Consider the following 14,224-nt stretch of genomic DNA (forward strand, 5'->3'; position numbering starts at 1 on the left):
GGTCCTCCCCAGGTCGGAATTCGGCTCTCCCGAGCGGTGAAGCGGGCCCGGCGCCCGTACCGTCGAACACATGACGCAGCGGGCACGGACCGGCGCGGACGACTGCGGAGCACAGCACGCCCCCGTCGGCGGTGCCACGGACGCGGACACCGAAGCCACCGGCACAGCGACCACTACCGGCACGACGCCGAGCACGACGACGACCGGCGCAACGACGACCACGACCTCGACCGGCGCTCCCGGTCCGACGTACAAAGCGGCGGGACTCACCACCGCCGAAGTCGCCGAGCGGGTGGCGCGCGGCGAGGTCAACGACATCCCGGTGCGCAGCAGCCGCTCCACCGCCGACATCGTGCGCGGCAACATCTTCACCCGCTTCAACGCGATCATCGGCGTGCTCTGGGTGATCACCCTCTTCGTCGCCCCGGTACAGGACGCCCTGTTCGGCTTCGTGATCCTCGCCAACACCGGTATCGGCATCGTGCAGGAGCTGCGCGCGAAGAAGACCCTCGACTCGCTCGCCGTGATCGGCGAGGCCCGCCCGGTCGTCCGCAGGGACGGCGTCGCCGCCGAGGTGGCGACCTCCGCGATCGTGCTCGACGACCTGGTGGAGACGGGCCCCGGCGACAAGATCGTGGTGGACGGCGTGGTCGCCGAGGCGGCGGGCCTGGAGGTGGACGAGTCGCTGCTCACCGGCGAGGCCGACTCCGTGGTCAAACGCCCCGGCGACCCGGTGCTCTCCGGCAGTTTCGTGGTGGCGGGCGCCGGTGCCTACACCGCGACCCGCGTCGGCCGGGAGGCGTACGCCGCCCAACTGGCAGAGGAGGCCGCCCGGTTCACCCTCGTCCACTCCGAACTGCGCACCGGCATCTCCACGATCCTCAAGTACGTGACGTGGATGATGGTGCCGACCGCGCTCGGTCTGGTCGTCAGCCAGCTCTTCCTGGAACACGACAGCGTCAAGGACGCCACCGCGCGCACCATCGGCGGAATCGTGCCGATGATCCCCGAGGGCCTGGTGCTGCTCACCTCGGTGGCCTTCGCGATCGGCGTGATCCGCCTCGGCCGCCGCCAGTGCCTGGTACAGGAACTCCCCGCGATCGAGGGCCTGGCCCGGGTCGACGTGGTCTGCCTCGACAAGACGGGCACCCTCACCGAGGGGGGCATGGACCTCGCCGAGTTGCGGGTACTCGACGGCGCCGGGGGCACCGACGGCGGGGACGGTTCGGGGCGTACGGAGGGCACGGGACGTACGGAAGCGGCTGAAGGAACTGGAGGGGCTGAGGCGGCTGAAGGAGCTGTAGGGGCTGCACCGGCGGACCGCATCCGCGCCGTACTCGGCGCCCTCGCCGCCGCCGACCCCCGGCCCAACGCCAGTCTGCGGGCGGTGGCCGAGTCCTGTCCCCCGGTGGCCTCGGTGCGGTGTACGCGGGCGGTGCCGTTCTCCTCGGCGCGCAAATACAGCGGTGGCCGCATAGAGGAGGCGGGCGGGCGCTTCGGCGACTGGCTGCTCGGCGCGCCCGACGTCCTGCTCGCGCCCGGCGACCCGCTGCTCGACGAGATCGGCGGGCTCGACCGGCAGGGCCTGCGGGTGCTGCTGCTCGCCCGGGCCGGGCACGGACTCGACGGCCCCGACCCGACCCGGGACACCGCCCCGGCCGCCCTGGTCGTCCTCGAACAGCGGCTGCGCCCCGACGCCGCCGACACCCTGCGCTACTTCGCCGAGCAGGGCGTCGCGGTGAAGGTGATCTCCGGCGACAACGCGGTCTCCGTCGGCGCGGTCGCGGCCAAGCTCTCGCTGCCCGGCGCCGAACACACCGTCGACGCGCGCACGCTGCCCGAGGACCGGGACGAGATGGCCGAAGTCCTGGAGAAGAACACGGTGTTCGGGCGGGTGAGCCCGCAGCAGAAACGCACCATGGTGGCGGCGCTGCGCTCGCGCGGGCACACGGTGGCGATGACCGGGGACGGCGTCAACGACGTGCTCGCCCTCAAGGACGCCGACATCGGGGTGGCCATGGGCGCGGGCTCCGAGGCGACCCGGGCGGTGGCGCAGATCGTGCTGCTCAACAACAGCTTCGCCACCCTGCCCTCGGTGGTCGCCGAGGGCCGCCGGGTCATCGGCAACATCACCCGCGTCGCCACGCTCTTCCTGGTCAAGACGGTCTACTCGGTCCTGATGGCCCTGCTCGTGGTCTGCTCCCAGGTCGAATACCCGTTCCTGCCACGGCACTTGACCCTGCTCGCCACCCTCGTCATCGGCCTGCCCGCGTTCTTCCTGGCCCTCGCCCCCAACAAGGAACGCGCCCAGCCCGGCTTCGTACGCCGCGTCATGCGCTACGCGCTGCCCGCCGGACTCATCGCGGGCATCGCCACCTTCACCACCTACCTCCTCGCCCGCGCCCACTATCACGGCCCCGGCGAACTGGACGCGGAGACCAGCGCGGCGACGACCACCCTGTTCCTGATCTCGCTGTGGGTACTCGCCATCGTCGCCCGCCCCTACACCTGGTGGCGGATCCTGCTGGTGGCCACGATGGGCGCGGCCTTCGTGATCGTCCTCGTCGTGCCCTGGCTCCAGGACTTCTTCGCACTGCGCCTGGAAGGCACCGTCATGCCCTGGACAGCGGTGGGCATCGGCCTCGCGGCGGGCGCTCTGCTCGAACCGGTGTGGGTGTGGGCGGGGCGGCGCTTCCCGGCCTGAGCGGTGGCTCGCCGGCAAGAGGACCGGCGACAGGGACCCATGAGGCGGCCGGGCTGGCAGGCTGGCTGGCTGGCTGGCTGGCGGAACAATCCATCCCCCGGGGCGTGTTGAGCGGTCAGGCACCTGTTCTCGGGGACGTGCGCGGATACGTACGTGCGCGGCCCCGACCGGTCGCACACGTCCGACCGGTGCGTACGTCCACGGCAACCCGAAGGGACCCGACCTCGATGGCGGTCATCCACCACACCACCATGTCGCCCACCAAGCTGGAGCTGCTGACGTCCTGGCTGCCCACCCGGAGCTGGTACGCGGGCACCTCCCCCGAGCCGGTGAAGGCGGGCGGCTTCCGGCTGGACGACCCGACGGACGAGGTCGGCATCGAGTTCATGGTGGTCCGCGACGCCGCCGCCCCGGGCGCGCCCGCCCTCTTGGTCCCGTTCACCTACCGCAGCGCCCCACTGGAGGGCGCCGACACCGCGCTGATCGGCACCTCCGAGCACGGCGTCCTCGGCACCCGCTGGATCTACGACGGCGCCCACGACCCGGTCCTGCTCGGCCAGTTGCTGGCCTTCGCCCTCGGCCGCGTCCCCGCCCAGGCCCAGAGCGTGAGCGACACCCTCGACCCCACCGTCCACGCCCACTGGATGGGCCCCACCCTCACCACCGGCACCGACGACAAGCCGCCGCTGCCCACGGTGCTCTCGGTCACGGACTCCACCGACGGCACGGACGCGGTGATCCGCACGGTCCCCGACCCTGCTGAACCGGGCGAACCGGACGCCGAAGCAAGTGAGTTGACGCTGCACTTCGCCCGCGTCCTGCACGCCGGTACGGATGGGGCTCCGGCCACCGAGTCCGCGACTCCCGCGGCCGGTTCGGCACTGCTCGGAGTCGTCACCGCGGGCTGGGAGCTGGCGGACGGGGCGACGGTGCGGGGGCGGTACGCGGAGGTGCGGGGGTAGTCACTGACCGGTCGGCTGTACGGACAACAGTCGTACGGTCGTGGGGAGTTGATTCACCACGACCGTACGACCGCCACAGCCCTGAAGCCCAAGGCCTCAACCCGAAAGCCTCAAGGCCCTACAGCGCTACCGGTTCGCCCCGCTCAGACCCCGAACGGCGCCGCATACCGCACCGTCCCGCCCGGCAGCGGATACCGCTTGTCCAGGGCGAGGGCCATCAGCGCCTCGTCGGGGACGTCGATGGTCAGGCCGATGCCGTACCGCGAGGCGCGGGTGAAGCCGAACCGGGGGTAGTACGGCGGGTGACCGAGGACGACGACGTATCGCTCGCCCTGCTCGGTGGCCGCGGCGAGGGCGGCGCGGACGGCGGCCGAACCGGCGCCCGTGCGCTGGTACTCGGGGAGTACCGCGCAGGGGCCCAGGCACAGTGCCGGGGTGCTGCCGATGTGGCAGCGGGTGAGCAGGGCGTAGCCGACGGGTCGGCCGTTCTCGTCGGTGCTGACGAGGGAGAGTCCGTCGATCCAGGCGGGGTCGGTCCGCAGGGTGTCGACGAGGTCCGCCTCCAGCGGGGTCTCGAAGGCCCCGAGGTTGATCTCACGGACGGCGGGGATGTCGGCGCCGGTCTCGGCGCGGGTGTGCCACGTGATGGTCATCGCGACAGTGATCCGTTTCTGGTGTGCGTGATGGGTGCCGGACACCGCCGGCGAGCGGGCGCACGAGCGCGCCGCTCCAGCGGGCGGAATTCAGAACGGAGTCAGGCCACGGCCCGTTACGGGCGAACGCCTCCGGAGCCGAGAGGGGTCCGGGCGTCGCCTGCGGCAGCGGCCCTGCGCGCGGTCATCAACCCCACCTCCTCCATGGCTTCCACTCGGGTGTCCTCGGCAGGACACGAACAGGGGTCACGGTAGCGCGGACAGTCCTCCGGTGTCGCGCGGGAATGGCTCGGCGGCTTCCGGAGCCGACGCCTCACCGGTCCGAAAGCCGCACGGCGGTCAACCCGGAACCCGCCGGGACACCCCTGTGGGTGACCGCTTCACCGCAGCAACGATCAGGCAAAAGGGGCGCTGAATACACTTCTTTCATGACTGACATCTTGGGGATCGCCGAAGCCCGGGAAAGACTGGACAGCCTGTGCCGCAAAGCCGCTACCAGCCTGGAGCGCACGGCGATCACCGATGAGGGCACGGTGGTGGCCATCCTGATCAGTCCGCAGGAGCTGGCCGATCTCGAGGACGACTTGGCCATTGCCCAAAATCGCCTCAACGAGGCACTGGGACAACCGGAACCGGTACTCACCCAGGAGGAGTTCCTGAACGAGCTCGCCGCCCAGGATGTCGACGGTCAGCAGGGAGCGGCGTGAGCGCGGAGGTCGTATTCCAAGCCCCTGCCCGGCAGAAGTTGAGGGAGTACCGGAAGAACGACCGCGCCGGAGTTGATCAAGTACTGGACTCGATCAACCTGCTGCGCGGTGACCCCCGGCCTCCGGGGTCGGCCCCGTACGGAAGTGGGTACTTCCGCATCCACGTAGGCGTCTACCGCGTCCTCTACCAGGTCCGGAACGGCACGCCCGTGGTGATCTCGATCGAGCACGTGGGCAAGGTCCCCTGAGCGGCCACCCCGATTCGGCGCACGGCCCTCGCCTCTCTCAGTCGAACCACCGATCCCGCGCCAACTCCCCCGTACGCGACGGGTCCTCAAGCAGGGCCGCCACCTCGAAGCGGCGCGGCCACTGGCCGGCCGCCCAGGCCAGGCCCGCCGCGACGCCCTCCAGGGTGGCCGCGTGGACGGTGCCGTCGGGGGTGCGGCGCCAGTCCAACTCGGTGCCGTCGACGAGGAGTTCCTCGTACTCGGTGTACGTCTCGGGGGTCGCCGGGCCCAGCAGCGTACGGACCGACTCGGGCACCGGATGGACCACGCCGCCGTCCGGCACCGTGGTGGGGGCGGATTCGCCGAGGCGGGGGACCTGGAACAGCTCGGCGAGTTCGGCGGCGCGGTCGGGGCGGACCGGGAGCAGGGGGCGGCCGGTGGCGAAGGGCAGCAGGTCGGGGGCGTCGGCCACCTGGGCGTCGGCGGCGTCGACCACGATCACCTCGCCGTCGCGTACCGCGCGCAGTTCGTCGGGCAGCGTGACCTGCTCCGGGTCGAGCTCGGCCAACTCGCTGTAGAGCGCGTGCAGTTGGGAAGCGGTGACCGGGCGGTCGGGGTCGGCGAGGCGGTCCAGGAGTTCGGCGGCGCCGCCCGGTTCGGAGAGCAGGGCGGGCACCGAGGTGCGTACGCCGAGGGCGCGCAGGACCTGGGCGTCGTCGAAGCCGGTGGCGTCGGCGGGGTCGTACAGACCGGCGAGGAGCGGGTCGGAGCCCTCGGCGCGCAGCCCGGCGGGGCGGCGGCCGTCGAGCACCGGATGACCGCGCAGCCACCAGGCCGTGTACGGGCGCACCGTCTCGGTGGTGCCGTCCGGGAGCAGCACCGTGACCTGCTGGGTGAGCGCGTCGCGCAGCGGCGGGCGGGAGAGCAGGGCGAGGGCCTCGGGCCAGCGGTCGTCGTCGACCACGTCGAGGTCGCGTACCGCGATCAGTTCGGTGGCCACCGGGGGTACCGGCGTCTCGGGCAGTTGGTCGAGCACGTCCTCGCACCAGACGTCCACGACGTCGAGCAGTCCGGCGTCGTCGGATTCGGCGAAGTCGCCCTCGCGGGGCTCCAGTTCGTCCGGGTCGAGCACCACATCGGTGGCGCGTACCAGGACGAAGTCGGCCAGTACGCCGACACCGGCCAGCGGCTGCTCGCCCCAGCGCCCGGCCCATTCGGCGTCCACCAGGGCCAGTTCGCCCTCGCGCATCACGCGCGCGAACGGGCTGTCGGGCAGGACGAGTTCACCGGCGGGGGCCAGTTCGCCGTCCTCGTCGGGCAGGGCCAGCGCGCCCAGCCAGGGTTCGGCGCCCGGTTCCAGTTCGGCGTCCCGGACCAGGCCGAGGACGATCTCGGCGAGTTCCTCGGCGCCGAGGGCGGTGTCGTCGTCCCAGCCGATGCCGGCACCCACACCCACACCGTCGTCGTCGAGCGAGGCGGCGACGGCGGCCCGTACCTGCGGCGTCGTCAGGACCGCTCGCGGCGAGGCGGGCAGCGCGCCGAGCTTCTCCAGGAGCGGGTGCGCGGCGTCCGGGTGGGCGACCTTGAGACCGAGCCGCGACAGCGCCCCGGCGGTGACGGTGCCCACCGTGTCGGCGGGCAGCAGGATGTGGCGGGGCCCGATCGCGGTACGGCGACGGGCGGGCGGGCCGAAGTCCAACGGGGCGGCGGCGCCCGGGAGTTCGGCACCGGGAACGTCGGCTCCCGGCTCTCCGGCTCCCGGCTCGATGCGCTGCGCGCCCGGCTCGGCTCCCGCGCCCGGCTCGTACGCACCACGGCCGTCGTCGGCGAGCGGCACCGGAAGACCGGTGAGCCGGTCCGGGTCCACCCCGGCGAGGCTGTCGTACAGGCGCCACCACCACGACGGGTCGCGGTCCACACCGGTCAGCCGGTCGATGGCCTCGGTCAGCGGCACCCGGCTCACACCGAGCGCCCGCAGCTCGCCGCGCCGTTCGAGACCGGCGGGCAGCAGATTGGGCAGCACCTCGGCGAGCACCCGTACCGTCTCGGCGCCCGCGCCCTCCACCACCTCGGCGTCGCGCGGACGCAGCGCCTCGGGGGACGCCTGCGCGGAGGCGTCGGAGGTCTCGGAGAGAGCGGAGAGCACGGACATCGCGGAGGTGTCGGCGGCGGGCTCCGCCTCTCCGGCCGTCCGGGTCGTGAACTCCAGGGCGGGCGGCAGGAACGCGGTACGCGGGAGACGGTCGAGGATGCCCTGTCGCAGCGCGCCGTCGAGGGCGCTGCGGCCCAGCGGGCCGGGCACCAGGTCGATGAGGCCGGGGCCCACCGGGCGCCAGGCGGCGAGGAGTTCGGCGTAGGCGTCGGCGGCGCGCTCCACGAGGAAGTCGGTGAGCGGGCCGGGGGCGGCGTGGCGGCGGGTCGGGTCGAGCGGGAGCGAGGCGATCAACAGGGCGGGGACGCCGAGCGGTTCGTCGCTGGGCGTCGGCGCGTGCACCACCGGCGCCGTACGCGGCGGCAGCGGCGCGCCCTCCTCGTCCACCGGCACCGCCCAGGTCAACGACCAGTACGGGCGCAGCCGTTCCTCCACCGGCCGGTCCGCGAGCAGCGCGACGTCCAGCGCGCCGCCACGGCTGAGGTACCGCCAGCGGCTGGTGCCGTCACGGGTGTCCTCGACGGTGACCAGTGAGCCCGAGGCGTCGGTGGTGACCTGCGAGCCGGAGCCGTCGGCGGGCGCGGCGGCGGTCGCTTCGGCGGCCGGTTCGGTGGGCGCTTGGGTGGTCGCTGCGGCGGCCGTCGTACCGGCGGGCGGCACGCGCCGCAGTGTCCGTACGCCCTCGTCGGTCTCGACGACCACCTCGTCCAGGCCGGGCAGGGTGAGCAGCAGGGCCGCGTCCACGCCGTCGAGCAGTCGCTGGACGAGGTCCTCGGCTGCGGCGTCGCGCAGCGGCAGTACCACCACGGTCTCGTACGACTCCGGGGCGCTGCCCTCGGCCGCGAACGGCAGCCGCAGGAGCGGGAGATGGCCGTCGCGGCGGCGGAGTTCGTCGGCGAGGGCGGGGCTCGCGGTCGCGGCCTCGGCGGCGAGTTCGCGGGCCTCGGACAGGGACCAGCGCACACCGCCGTGACGGCCGAGGACGGCCGGTTCGTCGCTGACCGCGAGCACCGCGGCGAAGCCGACGCCGAAGCGGCCGACCGTACGGCCCGCGGCATCGTCCTCCTCGCGCTTGGCGGAGGCCCTCAGGGTGGACAGCGACTCGGCGCCCGCGGCGTCCAGGGGCGCCCCGGTGTTGGCGACGGCCAGCACCTTCTCGCGCAGGGTCAGGCGCAGCCGGCCGGGCACACCCGCGCGCGCGGCGGCGTCGGCGGCGTTCTGGGCGAGTTCGACGACGAGCCGGTCGCGGTAGCCGCCGAGGGCCAGGTCCTCCTCGGCGTTGGCGTCCTCACGCAGCCGGGCGGCGCTGGCCACCCACGCGTCGAGCACCCCGCGCCGCAACCGCGCGGTACCGAACGGGTCCGCCCCTTCGGGGGCCGGCCGCACGAACCTGTTCACGGGTCTCTCCATCCTTCGGCGCCACCGCCGCACACGACCGCTTGCCGCGCACAGGGCCGAAGGTACCGCGCGCCGCGGACATCCCCGTACGCGGCCGGGGTGAGCGGGGGGAAGGACGGCTGGCGTGGAGTTGAATCCTCGGGTGGTGAGGAGAAGTTGGGGGCCCTGGAGGGCCCGACCGCCCACTGCCTCAGGCGTGCCCGAACTCCTCGGGGTTTCAGGAGTGCCCGAACTTCGAGGGCTCAGGAGTGCCCGAACTCCTCCGTCGGCTCCTCCGTCAGCACCGAGCCCGAATCCGGGGCGGGGCGCAGCGGCAGGGGATCGACGCGGGTCTCGTCGATGACCGGCGGGGCGGGGCGCAGGGGTTTGGGCATGACGGCGGCCTCGGAGTGGCCGCCACAGCCGTAGGAAAGGGAGACCACACGGCCGTCGGCCGGGGAGAACTCGTTGGAGCAGACGCCGAAGGCCTGCCGCAGCGAACCGGCCACCGGTACCAGGAAGCCGCAGGAGATACAGGCCGCCGGTGCCGCCTGTGCCATCGCGGACGCGGGGCCGTAGGACTCCTCCCAGCGGTCGGCGGCGGTGTGCAGCCCGTACCGGGAGAGCACCCGGGCCCGGCCCATGCCGAGTTCCTGGGCGACCTCGCTGATGGCGCCGCGCGTGGTGCCGCCGGCGGCGCCGAGACCGGCCGCCGGCCCCGGGGTGACGTCGGCGTCCTCCGCCTCCGCGAGCTCCGCCATCTCCTCGGAGACAGCCGCTTCGGAGGCAGCGGCCTTGGAGGCAGCGGCTTCGGACACAGCCACTACGGTCTCGGGGGCCCGCGCCGCACCCGCCGCGCGGTCGACGGACTCCTCCGCCAGTACCGAGTTCGGCGGCGGGCTGTCCTCGTCGCTCCAGCCCGGCTCCAGGCGGAGGTCGTCGGCCTCGGTGGGGAGCAGGTCGCCGGGGCCGAGGTCGCCGGGGCGCAGGCGCTCGCTCCAGGGCACCCACTGCGGGGCGAGCAGGGCGTCCGGGCCCGGCAGCAGGACGGTTTCGTCGAGGGTGACCAGCTTGGCGCGGGAGGCGCGGGCGACGGTGACGGCCCAGCGCCAGCCGCGGTAGCCGAACTCGGTGCACTCGAAGAGGTGGGTGACCACCCGGTCGCCCTCGGACAAGGCCTCGACGTGCTCGCCGACCGTGCCCGGTGCCGCCGCCTCCTCGGCCGCCGCCCTGGCCATGTCGACGGCCTCGGCGCAGAGGCGGTCGGGGGTGCGGCTTCGCATTGTCGCTGCGCTCACAGGTATCGCTTCTCTCCTACGCCGTCTTTCGGGTGCGCCCGGCGGAGGCGGGATCGAACGGAGCGGACCGGTGGGCCGCGTCGACGTCCGGACCCAGGCCACGGGCGCGCCTACGTTCTCCATTCTGCGGGAGAGCGTCGGGGCGCGCGGCCGGAGGGAACCGCCACGAGCACATGAACGAGTGGGTCATGACGAGTGGGTCACGCGGGTCGGCGGACTCACTCATCAGGGCACGCTACCCTCTCGGCGGCTTGACGCGCACCAGCCCACCTCGGCGGCGCCCTCGCCAGGAGCGGTGAAAGCACGGCGCGGGCGGCTGTCGGCGGCTCGGGGACAGTGCACTATTGCCGAGTGGCAGCTGCCAGGACGACCGAGGCACTCGGCGGACCGGGACCCGTGCGACGGGCCCTCCGCGCGGTGGGCCGTGCCCTGCACCGGCCCTTCACCGGTACGGCGCGGCAGATCCGCCGGGCCACGCACGCGCACGGGGCCGGCGAGTCGGGGCTCGGCAAGCTGATCGAGCTGCACGCGGTGAACGGCGCCGGGGACGTCATGGTCACCGTGGCCCTCGCCTCGACCGTGTTCTTCTCGGTGCCCACCGACGAGGCGCGCGGCCGGGTCGCCCTCTATCTCGCGATCACCATGGCGCCGTTCACCCTGCTCGCCCCGGTGATCGGCCCGCTGCTCGACCGGCTCCCGCACGGTCGCCGGGCCGCGATGGCCGGTTCCATGCTGGCCCGCGCGCTGCTCGCGCTGTTGCTCTCCGGCGCGGTGGCGACCGGCGGCCTGGAGTTGTATCCGGCGGCGCTCGGCGTGCTGGTGTCCTCCAAGGCGTACGGGGTGGTGCGCAGTGCCGTCGTACCGCGTCTGCTGCCGCCGAACTTCTCGCTGGTCAAAGCCAATTCACGGGTGACGCTCGGCGGGCTGCTCGCGACCGCGGTGGCGGCTCCGGCCGCGGCGGGGCTGCACCAGATCGGGCCGCAGTGGCCGTTGTACGGGGCGTTCGTCCTGTTCGTCACGGGCATGTTCCTCTCGCTGTCGATGCCGCCGAAGGTCGACTCGGCCCGCGGAGAGGCCAAGGCCCTGCTCGCGGCCGACGAGGAGCATCTGCACCGGCCGAGGACGAAGAAGGAGCGCAAGGACCGCAAGCCGGGACTGCGTACCGTCGGACCGTCCGTCACCCACGCGCTCGGCGCGAACGCCTCGCTGCGCGGCCTGTCCGGATTCCTCATCTTCTTCCTGGCGTTCCTGCTGCGCGAGGAGCCGCTGGCGGGGCAGAGCGCCGCGGTCTCGCTGGGGATAGTGGGCGTCGCGGCGGGCACCGGCAACGCCCTGGGTACGGCGGTGGGTGCCTGGCTGAAGGCGCGCGGGCCGGAGATCATCATCGTGACCGTGGTCGGGGTCGTGTGCGGGATCGCCGTCTGCGCGGCGGTGTTCTTCGGCGCGGTCGGGGTGGCCGCCCTCGGCGCCTGCGCCGGTTTCGCGCAGGCGCTCGCCAAGCTGTCGCTGGACGCGCTGATCCAGCGGGACGTCCCCGAGCAGGTGCGCACCTCGGCCTTCGCACGTTCCGAGACCCTGCTCCAGGTGTCCTGGGTGCTCGGCGGCGCGATCGGTATCGCCCTGCCGCTGGTCGGTTCGCTGGGCATGTCGGTGGCCGCCTCGATCGTCGCCCTTGGCTGGCTGACGACCCTGCGCGGACTGCTCACCGCCGCACGGCACGGACCGAAACGCGCCCGCCTGGCCTGATTTGGGCCACGCCCGCGATACCGGAGGGCGGCACGCCGCACCCCACGTGGCTCCGGAGGTTGGCGCGAAGATAGCCTTCGCGCATGACCTCCCTGCCCGCGGCCGAGCCGCACGTCACCTCTGCCCCGGCCCACCGCCGTCGCGCGGTCGCCGTCCTCGGCGCTGTGAGCGCCGGGCTGCTCGCCCTGTCGGCGTGCGACAAGCCGACGCCGGTCGTCACCATCACGGTGGGGACCGACTCGGTCAACTCCGAGGCGTCCTGCTACGACGAGGACAAGCCCCTCAAGGCGACCGAGATCCAGGACTGCCTTCAGGACGACAAGGACATCGAGTCGATCAGCGTCGACCCCGACGAGACCGTGCGCTTCGGGGTGGACAAGAAGATCGCGGACGAGGGCTGGGTCATCCTGCTGAACGGTCAGCCCGCGACCAACCCCAGCAAGAAGACGTACATGACCCTTCCGGGCAGCGCGTTCTTCAACCCGCAGCTCGGCATCAAGGGCGACGACATCACCATCAGCATCGCCGAGGGCAGCGGCAAGGACGTCCACGGCCTGTGGTCCTTCAAGCTCAAGAAGGACTCCTGACCTCCGCCGCCCGGCGCGTACTGATCGCCACCGCCGTCCCGCAGGAGCGGGACGCGGTGGCGCGCGCGTTCCCGGCCACCGACCGCCCCCGGCAGGTACGTCTGCCCGGGGCGCAGTTGCATCGGATGGTTGTCGGCACGACGGATGTGCATCGGGTGGTGGCCGCTACGACGGATGCGGCGGCTCCCGCCGCCACCTGCTTCGATCTGCTCGCCGCCGGGGTCGGCCCGGCCCGGGCGGCCGCCGCCACGGCGACCGCGCTGACGGCCGCGACGCTGGCGGGTGAGCCGTACGACCTGGTGGTCAGTACGGGCATCGGCGGCGGCTTCGCGCCCGGGGCGCCGGTCGGTGCGCTGGTGGTCGCCGACCGGATCACCGTGGCCGACCTGGGTGCCGAGGCCCCCGGCAGCGCGGACGGTTTCCTGCCGGTCACCGCGCTCGGCTTCGGCACGGTGACCCACCACTGCCCCGAGTCCCTCGCGGGAGCCCTCGCCGCGGCCCTGGACTGTGTCACCGGCGAAGTGCTCACCGTCTCCACGGTGACCGGATCCGCCGCCCGCACCGCCGAGCTGCGGGCCCGGCACCCGCGGGCGGTGGCCGAGGCGATGGAGGGCTTCGGGGTGGCCGAGGCGGCCGCCGCGCACGGCTGTCCCGTACTGGAGGTCCGGGCCGTGTCCAACCCGGTCGGGCCGCGCGACCGGGAGGCCTGGCGGCTCGGGGAGGCGTTCGCGGCACTGACCGCCGGATTCCGGAAATTCCCGCAGGTGCTGGAGAGTTGGCAAGGAGAGGGCTCGGAGGCGTGAGCGGGCGGCGTGGGCTCGGGGACGATCAGGGCTCGGGGACTCGGGTCAGGGCTCGGGGAAACGGGACGACGGGAAGGCAAGGCCGTGAGTGAGGTGGCGCGGGTGGACGTGACGCAGCGCGGCGAGGCGGAGCGGCCGGGCGGTGAGCCCCTGCGGATCGCCTACTCGCCCTGTCCGAACGACACCTTCGTGTTCGACGCCTGGGCGCACGGCAGGCTGATCGGCGCGCCCGCGCTCGATGTCACCTTCGCGGACATCGACATCACCAACGGTATGGCCGAGCGCGGCGAACTCGACGTACTGAAGGTCTCGTACGCCGTCCTGCCGTACGTACTCGACACCTACGCGCTGCTGCCCTGCGGCGGCGCGCTCGGTCGCGGGTGCGGTCCGCTGGTGCTCACGAGCGAGCCGGGGGTGTCCCTGACGGGGCGGCGGATCGCGGTGCCGAGCGAGCGGTCGACGGCGTATCTGCTGTTCCGGCTGTGGGCCGCGGAGCAGGTGCCGGGCGGGGTCGGCGAGATCGTCGTGATGCCCTTCGACCGGATCATGCCCGCGGTGCGGAGCGGAGAGGTCGACGCCGGTCTGGTCATCCACGAGGCCCGCTTCACCTACCGGAACTACGGACTGCACCGGCTCGCCGACATGGGCGAGCACTGGGAGTCCACGACCCGGCTGCCCATCCCGCTCGGCGCCATCATCGCCAAGCGCTCCCTCGGCGCCGAACGCCTGCGGCTGCTCGCCGACGCGGCCCGCCGCTCGGTACGCGCCGCCTGGGACGACCCCGAGGCCTCCCGCCCGTATGTGCGCGCCCACGCCCAGGAGATGGACCCGGCCGTGGCGGACCAGCACATCGGCCTGTACGTCAACGAGTTCACCGCCGGGCTCGGCGAGGACGGGTACGCCGCCGTGCGCGGGCTGCTGACCCGCGCGGCGGCCGAGGGTCTGGTTCCGGCGCTGGCTCCGGGGGCACTGGACTTTCCCTGAGCTGGGCGGGCTTGCGGGCGCACG

Annotated in this window: 11 protein-coding genes; 8 read left to right on the forward strand and 3 right to left on the reverse strand. The window is 73.2% G+C overall.

Going from position 1 to position 14,224, the window contains the following annotated elements; genetic code table 11:
* Window positions 1-70: 70 nt before the first annotated feature.
* Both HUT18_RS13280 and HUT18_RS13285 read left to right on the forward strand, forming a co-directional pair.
* Entirely contained in the window at window positions 71-2,704 is a 2,634-nt protein-coding gene (locus HUT18_RS13280) for a cation-translocating P-type ATPase (RefSeq protein WP_254878576.1), read from the forward strand.
* Between the two features lie 227 nt (window positions 2,705-2,931).
* Window positions 2,932-3,666 (forward strand): 1,4-alpha-glucan branching protein, encoded by a 735-nt coding sequence (locus HUT18_RS13285; RefSeq protein WP_176100703.1) that lies wholly within the window; start codon window positions 2,932-2,934, stop codon window positions 3,664-3,666.
* Between the two features lie 143 nt (window positions 3,667-3,809).
* Here HUT18_RS13285 and HUT18_RS13290 read toward each other — a convergent pair whose 3' ends face one another.
* Complete coding sequence (locus HUT18_RS13290; RefSeq protein WP_176100705.1) at window positions 3,810-4,319, reverse strand: GNAT family N-acetyltransferase; 510 nt, start codon at window positions 4,317-4,319, stop codon at window positions 3,810-3,812.
* A 428-nt stretch (window positions 4,320-4,747) separates the two neighbouring features.
* On the opposite strand from HUT18_RS13290, the gene HUT18_RS13295 reads away from it, so the two are divergent.
* Both HUT18_RS13295 and HUT18_RS13300 read left to right on the forward strand, forming a co-directional pair.
* Window positions 4,748-5,026, forward strand: a complete 279-nt coding sequence (locus tag HUT18_RS13295) for a type II toxin-antitoxin system Phd/YefM family antitoxin (protein ID WP_176100707.1) — start codon at window positions 4,748-4,750, stop codon at window positions 5,024-5,026.
* Entirely contained in the window at window positions 5,023-5,274 is a 252-nt protein-coding gene (locus tag HUT18_RS13300; protein WP_176100709.1) for a type II toxin-antitoxin system RelE/ParE family toxin, read from the forward strand. Before HUT18_RS13295 ends, HUT18_RS13300 begins: the two co-directional genes overlap by 4 nt.
* 37 nt (window positions 5,275-5,311) lie before the next feature.
* On the opposite strand, the gene HUT18_RS13305 is transcribed toward HUT18_RS13300, so the two are convergent.
* Both HUT18_RS13305 and HUT18_RS13310 read right to left on the reverse strand, forming a co-directional pair.
* The gene (locus HUT18_RS13305) at window positions 5,312-8,803 is read right to left on the reverse strand and encodes a sacsin N-terminal ATP-binding-like domain-containing protein (RefSeq protein WP_176100711.1); all 3,492 of its coding nucleotides are present in this window, start codon (window positions 8,801-8,803) and stop codon (window positions 5,312-5,314) included.
* A gap of 242 nt (window positions 8,804-9,045) precedes the next feature.
* Window positions 9,046-10,080 carry a DUF3027 domain-containing protein gene (locus HUT18_RS13310; protein ID WP_176100712.1) on the reverse strand — a complete coding sequence of 345 codons (1,035 nt, stop codon included), beginning with the start codon at window positions 10,078-10,080 and terminating at the stop codon, window positions 9,046-9,048.
* Window positions 10,081-10,431: 351 nt separating this feature from the next.
* Here HUT18_RS13310 and HUT18_RS13315 point away from each other — a divergent pair, with 351 nt between their 5' ends.
* The 4 genes from HUT18_RS13315 (at window position 10,432) to HUT18_RS13330 (ending at window position 14,200) form a co-directional block, all read left to right on the forward strand.
* A complete protein-coding gene (locus HUT18_RS13315) occupies window positions 10,432-11,826 on the forward strand; it encodes an MFS transporter (protein WP_303246541.1) in 1,395 nt (464 codons plus the stop codon).
* Between the two features lie 83 nt (window positions 11,827-11,909).
* Complete coding sequence (locus tag HUT18_RS13320; protein ID WP_176100714.1) at window positions 11,910-12,413, forward strand: DUF2771 domain-containing protein; 504 nt, start codon at window positions 11,910-11,912, stop codon at window positions 12,411-12,413.
* Window positions 12,383-13,216 carry a futalosine hydrolase gene (locus HUT18_RS13325; RefSeq protein WP_254878577.1) on the forward strand — a complete coding sequence of 278 codons (834 nt, stop codon included), beginning with the start codon at window positions 12,383-12,385 and terminating at the stop codon, window positions 13,214-13,216. The genes HUT18_RS13320 and HUT18_RS13325 overlap by 31 nt, the downstream gene beginning before the upstream one ends.
* Window positions 13,217-13,366: 150 nt before the next feature.
* Window positions 13,367-14,200 carry a 1,4-dihydroxy-6-naphthoate synthase gene (locus tag HUT18_RS13330; protein WP_254878998.1) on the forward strand — a complete coding sequence of 278 codons (834 nt, stop codon included), beginning with the start codon at window positions 13,367-13,369 and terminating at the stop codon, window positions 14,198-14,200.
* Window positions 14,201-14,224 lie beyond the last annotated feature (24 nt).

The sequence above is a fragment of the Streptomyces sp. NA04227 genome, assembly GCF_013364195.1.
Taxonomy (GTDB): Bacteria; Actinomycetota; Actinomycetes; order Streptomycetales; family Streptomycetaceae; genus Streptomyces.